This window comes from Microcoleus sp. N9_A1 (genome assembly GCF_036701795.1).
In the GTDB taxonomy this organism is placed as follows: Bacteria; Cyanobacteriota; Cyanobacteriia; order Cyanobacteriales; family Microcoleaceae; genus Microcoleus.
Genome location: NZ_JAUBRI010000146.1, coordinates 1 through 4,833 on the forward strand (window position 1 = coordinate 1; position 4,833 = coordinate 4,833).

The 4,833-nt window shown below is 42.8% G+C and carries 6 protein-coding genes and 1 pseudogene; 6 read left to right on the forward strand and 1 reads right to left on the reverse strand.

Annotated elements, in window-relative coordinates:
* The 6 genes from QUA58_RS30785 to QUA58_RS30810 all read left to right on the forward strand — a co-directional run.
* Positions 1 to 1,554 (forward strand): hypothetical protein (locus tag QUA58_RS30785; protein ID WP_333397926.1); only part of this gene is annotated, 1,554 nt, incomplete at its 5' end.
* Between the two features lie 10 nt (positions 1,555 to 1,564).
* Positions 1,565 to 1,837 (forward strand): hypothetical protein, encoded by a 273-nt coding sequence (locus QUA58_RS30790; protein WP_333397927.1) that lies wholly within the window; start codon positions 1,565 to 1,567, stop codon positions 1,835 to 1,837.
* Positions 1,838 to 1,907: 70 nt separating this feature from the next.
* Positions 1,908 to 2,861 carry a hypothetical protein gene (locus QUA58_RS30795; protein WP_333397928.1) on the forward strand — a complete coding sequence of 318 codons (954 nt, stop codon included), beginning with the start codon at positions 1,908 to 1,910 and terminating at the stop codon, positions 2,859 to 2,861.
* A 1-nt stretch (position 2,862) separates the two neighbouring features.
* Positions 2,863 to 3,729, forward strand: coding sequence for a hypothetical protein (locus QUA58_RS30800; RefSeq protein ID WP_333397929.1), 867 nt, complete (start codon positions 2,863 to 2,865; stop codon positions 3,727 to 3,729).
* A 66-nt stretch (positions 3,730 to 3,795) separates the two neighbouring features.
* Positions 3,796 to 3,996: a hypothetical protein gene (locus tag QUA58_RS30805; RefSeq protein WP_333397930.1), complete on the forward strand. Its 201-nt coding sequence runs from the start codon at positions 3,796 to 3,798 to the stop codon at positions 3,994 to 3,996.
* A gap of 72 nt (positions 3,997 to 4,068) precedes the next feature.
* Entirely contained in the window at positions 4,069 to 4,653 is a 585-nt protein-coding gene (locus tag QUA58_RS30810) for a recombinase family protein (RefSeq protein WP_333397931.1), read from the forward strand.
* Here QUA58_RS30810 and QUA58_RS30815 read toward each other — a convergent pair.
* Positions 4,607 to 4,833: pseudogene (locus QUA58_RS30815) on the reverse strand (hypothetical protein); the annotation flags it as partial. The gene QUA58_RS30810 and the pseudogene QUA58_RS30815 overlap by 47 nt on opposite strands.

Here is a 4,833-nt window from a genome sequence, read left to right on the forward strand (position 1 = left end):
GAAACAAAAATAATTATGGGGATTGTGGTCGCTTCCCATACTTACCCTGACCCTGGTTGTGAACTAGAACCAGAACCGGAACCGGAACCAGAATTGCCTGCCAGTCCCAATCCAAGAATAGGAATTGATCCTTTATCAATAACTGATACTGGATTAGGTTATGTGTTAGTTGGTCAATCTTATTACAGCGCTTTTAACGGTTCTACAGAGACTTTTCGTTATGAAGGGATTTCAGAAGTTAAATGTACCCAAATTCCTGAAGTAGTAATAGCGCCCCAATATTATCAATATTGGACAATTCCAGTAATACTGAATATCCAAACAGATGCAGTTAGAAGCAGACGGATAAATGATGTTTTTGTTCAGTCTACTTCTGGTTTTAGTTCTTACTCTACTGTTCCTGGCTATGCTTCTATAATTCTAAGCGATAACACATCTTTTCGCCAAATTTCTTTTGGCTATGGAACTCTTACCTCTCAATATCAAACCGGCCCTTACCCTCCTTCCACGGGAGGTATAGTCAATGGCTTTGTGTGTTTCGGGTCTATGCGAGCAATTGCAAAATGGGTAATAGAGGCTAATAAGCCTTTGTCTAATGGCTATCCTAGAAATACTCAGAACATAATCAATCAAGTTATTCCTGTTGGAAGACGATCACCATTAAAGCCTGGAGTATCACCATTAAAGCCTGGAGTACCACCACACATGGATAATTGCTGCGAAGAAGTATTAGATATTTTAGAAGAATTAAGAGAGGTTTTAGTAAGCGAATCAATCACAAAAGGCAAAGGAAATAAAGGCAGGTTGCTTGAAAAATTCGTTGATGTGACACCCCGCGAAAAGTTAAAAGCTAAAACAATTACTAATTACGCTGATGCGATCGATGCAATTTTGTCGGAATTACAAAACTTCGAGAAAATATTGCACGGCGATTTTTTTCACGATAAAAAGTTTCCAGTTCCTACTAATTTGTTAATCCCCGGCGCTGAGGGAAGTGTAGAAGCAACTAGCTACTACCACTTAGTAAAGCATCTGTTTCAATCGCTGGCTCACGGAACAATAATCAATCCTGTGATAGCAATTCAGGATACTGATTCTGTAAAAGAAGGCGACCAAACTTTGAACTCGCAGTATTTATCGGCAACAGGATGGGCCGAAGCCGTAACCAAAATGCTGTACGAGATTGTGGATGATGGAAATGTGGGAACAAACATGGACATCAGAACGGGTGTTACTGTTACACAATTATTGGTAGCCGTAGCGCATTTAAGTCATCAGATGGACTGCGTGATAGATTGCATCGGCGTAACTACTAAACGGGCTAAAGGAGAGGTAGAGACTTCGTACAATCTAGTTTTAGACCAAGACGATAAAATAAAAGGATTTGACCCGAAAAAAGCCAATAAACCACTAGATTTAAACGATGACACATCTACCGAAAAGTTGTTGTCATCTTTGTTGAAAACACGCAAAAATCCAATTGTGAAAGAGGAAATACACCCCAAAGCATCTAGTTTGGTGGAGTTACTTGAAGAATTGAAAAATAAACAGTGAGTGAAAAGTAATGGCAATTGATTTAGGTAAAGGCAAAATCAATAAGGAATTTATAAAAGTTACTCTCAAAGCTAAAATCTTAGAAGCGGTGGAAGAGATGCGAATTACTCGCGCACTGGAGCGACAGAATATTAATCGTGCTATTGGTGTGGGTCAATTTAATAATTTTGAAAAAGAATTCAACACTGAGTACGCAAAATCTAGAACGGGCAAGGATTCGATGCCGAGCAAGCGCAAATTGAAAAAGGTATCCCAAACGCAGCCTACTAAAAAACTCGTATAGTGTAACTAAAGCGTTTGTTCTTTCCCCCTTTCTATTACTTCAATTAGTATTAATACCAGTAGAGGAATCAGTGGCTAAACAAGACGAAGAAACACCCGGATTAAGTTTGGAAGATACCAGTTTAGCCGTGAAACTAGGAAAATCATTAGGTAAATTTTTTCAGGACGCTGGCTCTGTAGTCAGTAGCTGGCTGGGCAAAGGGTTTATCAATTTAAAGAATTTAGCTAAAAATGTAATAGATGGAGCTAAAGAGCTTGGTAGCGCTTTATTGCGCGGTGATTGGAATTTATTTAAGCAGTGGTTGAAGGAAGATCCGATCGCCGTAGTAGCTGGCGCTGGCGCTGTGATATTAGCGGGGGCGGCTGTGATTGGAATTATTGGAGCCGTTGGCGCTGGGATAGCCGGTTTGATAGGTAGCGTATCAGTTGGAGGGCTTACCTTAGCGGGAATTGGCGGCACTGCAATTACTGCTGCTGTTAGTTTTGGTTCCCAAATTTGGAATTTTGATTTTAATAAGACAGATGATGCAATTCTTGCTGAGATTAATAAGGCATTTAGTGGATTAGCTAACGTAGCAGGGGAAGCGGCGGGAAGAAGTTTGGCAGGGTTCGTAATCAATCGAAAAGAAACGCCTAAGCTAAAAATCAACATTAAAGCTACTGCCACAATGTTTCTTGAGCTTGAGGACAATGGCGAAAATCAAATTGCACAAGAAATTTTAGAATCTTTGTCAGGCTTAGGTTGGGCATTTTTCCGGTTTGCGAAAAATGCTTTATTTTCGATCGGTTACATCAATTTTAGGAAATGGGCCAAACAAAATATTAAATCTGGCATTCCTTGGGTAGACAGAATGATTGCTAGTTGGGGTACGGAAGCTGGCAAGCCTTGGATTATCAGCCAGAAAGTAGAAGAAGGATTAGACGCTATCAAAAAAGAGAACGAAGCGTTAGGCAATTTCCTAGAAGGTGTAACAGAAGGATTCGGCGATGGACTGAGCGATTTTATACAATACGAGTACAGGTAATATGAGTGCAGAGAAAAAAGTTAAAAGTCGATTAAAAAAGGTTAATGAACCCACAAAGATAGAAGGTCAATCAATCGATAAGGCTGCTGACAGTAGCTATTTCTCGGTATACGACCTAGAATTCTCCGAACCAACCGCAGCAGAGATTAAGGCCGCAGAAGATAAGGCAGCGAAGGACAAGGGAACGGCAAAAGATGCTCTTGATAAACTTACTCTGACAATCAGTGGCAATGAATTTGCGATCGCGCTTCAAGCATCTTTGCTGGATGCTGTGCGCGACTTGCTGCGGTACGAGATTAAAAAAATAGAATTAGGAGGTGCTACTAAGGAGATAATTAAGCGCTCCGGGCACCCAGAGGTTAAATTGTTCTTTTTTCAGAAAAGAGTCCAAGCCGACCCGGGGTACGCACCTTTGAAAGGGGAGATTTCTTTTGATTTGATGAATTTTGTGGATTCATCTACTTTGGTATCGAGTAGTAATAAATTGATAAATGAGGCTGATGTTAAAAATCTATCTAAAAAAATCCGCGAGTTTTTCAAGGCCGATTTTAGCTGGAATCGGGGAAATAAAATAGTTGTTTATCATGACTGGGGGAGGGGCTACAGTTTTAAAATATATTGCAACACCCAAGCCGAAGGGGTTCGCGTAGTTAAGCAAGTTTTGAAGATTCAAGGACATGAAATCCGCGAAGAATATTTAAAATTAAATCAAATGATTTCCCCTAAATCCGTCGCTCCTAAAGTAAAAAAAGAGAATGTGTTGGGGAAAGAGCGAAAGCATAAGCGATACCGCCCGGAGGCAACTGTTTGGTACAGCCACGCTACGCTGCATTTACCTAGTTATGGCAATAAAATCTCTTTGGGGTAAGAATACTTATTATTACTTTACCTAAAGGTATAAGCTATAATATGAATAAGCTTACTGGTAATTTTAATGATTAACAATGAGACTGTTACTGATTCCATTACTCGCTCTATTACTGGTAACAGCAGTATAAAGCTTCAGACAGAAGTTAGCGAAAGTACCAAAAACTATTTGCGTATTGAATCGATTCGGCGGCATTTGACGATGGGGCAGTTGTTGGATGAAATTGTGAAAATGTTCTGCATTGACGTACCGGAAATCACTTCTTAATTGATACGGCTAATTGTTGGAAATTAACCTCGATTTAATCAGGGTTTTAGTTGCCTTAGACGGGAGGGTTATTTGATACGGGCAATTATTTACTGCCGGGTGAGTACCGACGACCAAAACTGCGATCGGCAAGAGCGGGATTTGAGAGAATTTGCCGATCGCGCCGGGTATGAGGTGCTCGAAGTTTTTAGAGAAACGGCAAGCGGTGCTTCATCCGATCGCCCGGAACGCAAAAAAATTATGGCGGCTGCCCAGGCGAGAAAAATTTCGGCGGTGCTTGTGACTGAAGCTTCCCGATGGAGCCGCAGCACGATCGACCTGCTGGGAAGTTTGCAGAGCTTGAACGCTTGGGGAGTTAGCCTCGTTACCTTATCCGGCATCAGCCTGGATCTGAATACGCCGCAGGGTAAATTGATGGCCGCGGTGCTTGCGGCGATCGCTGAATTCGAGCGCGATCTGATCCGCGAGCGGGTAAAGAGCGGAATTGCAGCGGCGCGGGCGAAGGGCCGCAAGTTCGGCCGGCCGCGAGTTTCGGAAAAGGCGATCGCCTTCGTGCATCAGTTGCGGGCCGAGGGTAAAAGCTACTCGCAGATTGCAGCGCATTCTGGAGTTAGCAAGACGAAGGTTGCCGAGCTTTGCCAGAATTCCGCAGCGTAGCGGCAATTTCGGCGGGGGGAATTCCGGCGGCAAGTTGCGATCGCACTTCTGCCACTTTTGCCTGAGTGATCGGCGAATCGGTGTTGCCCCCGCGAATGTGCTGGTGTCTTACGCGCCGCTCGCCATCCCGGTAAGACAGTCTATAATATTCCCCGCTGCGGGCCGTCCCACCCGGTTTGT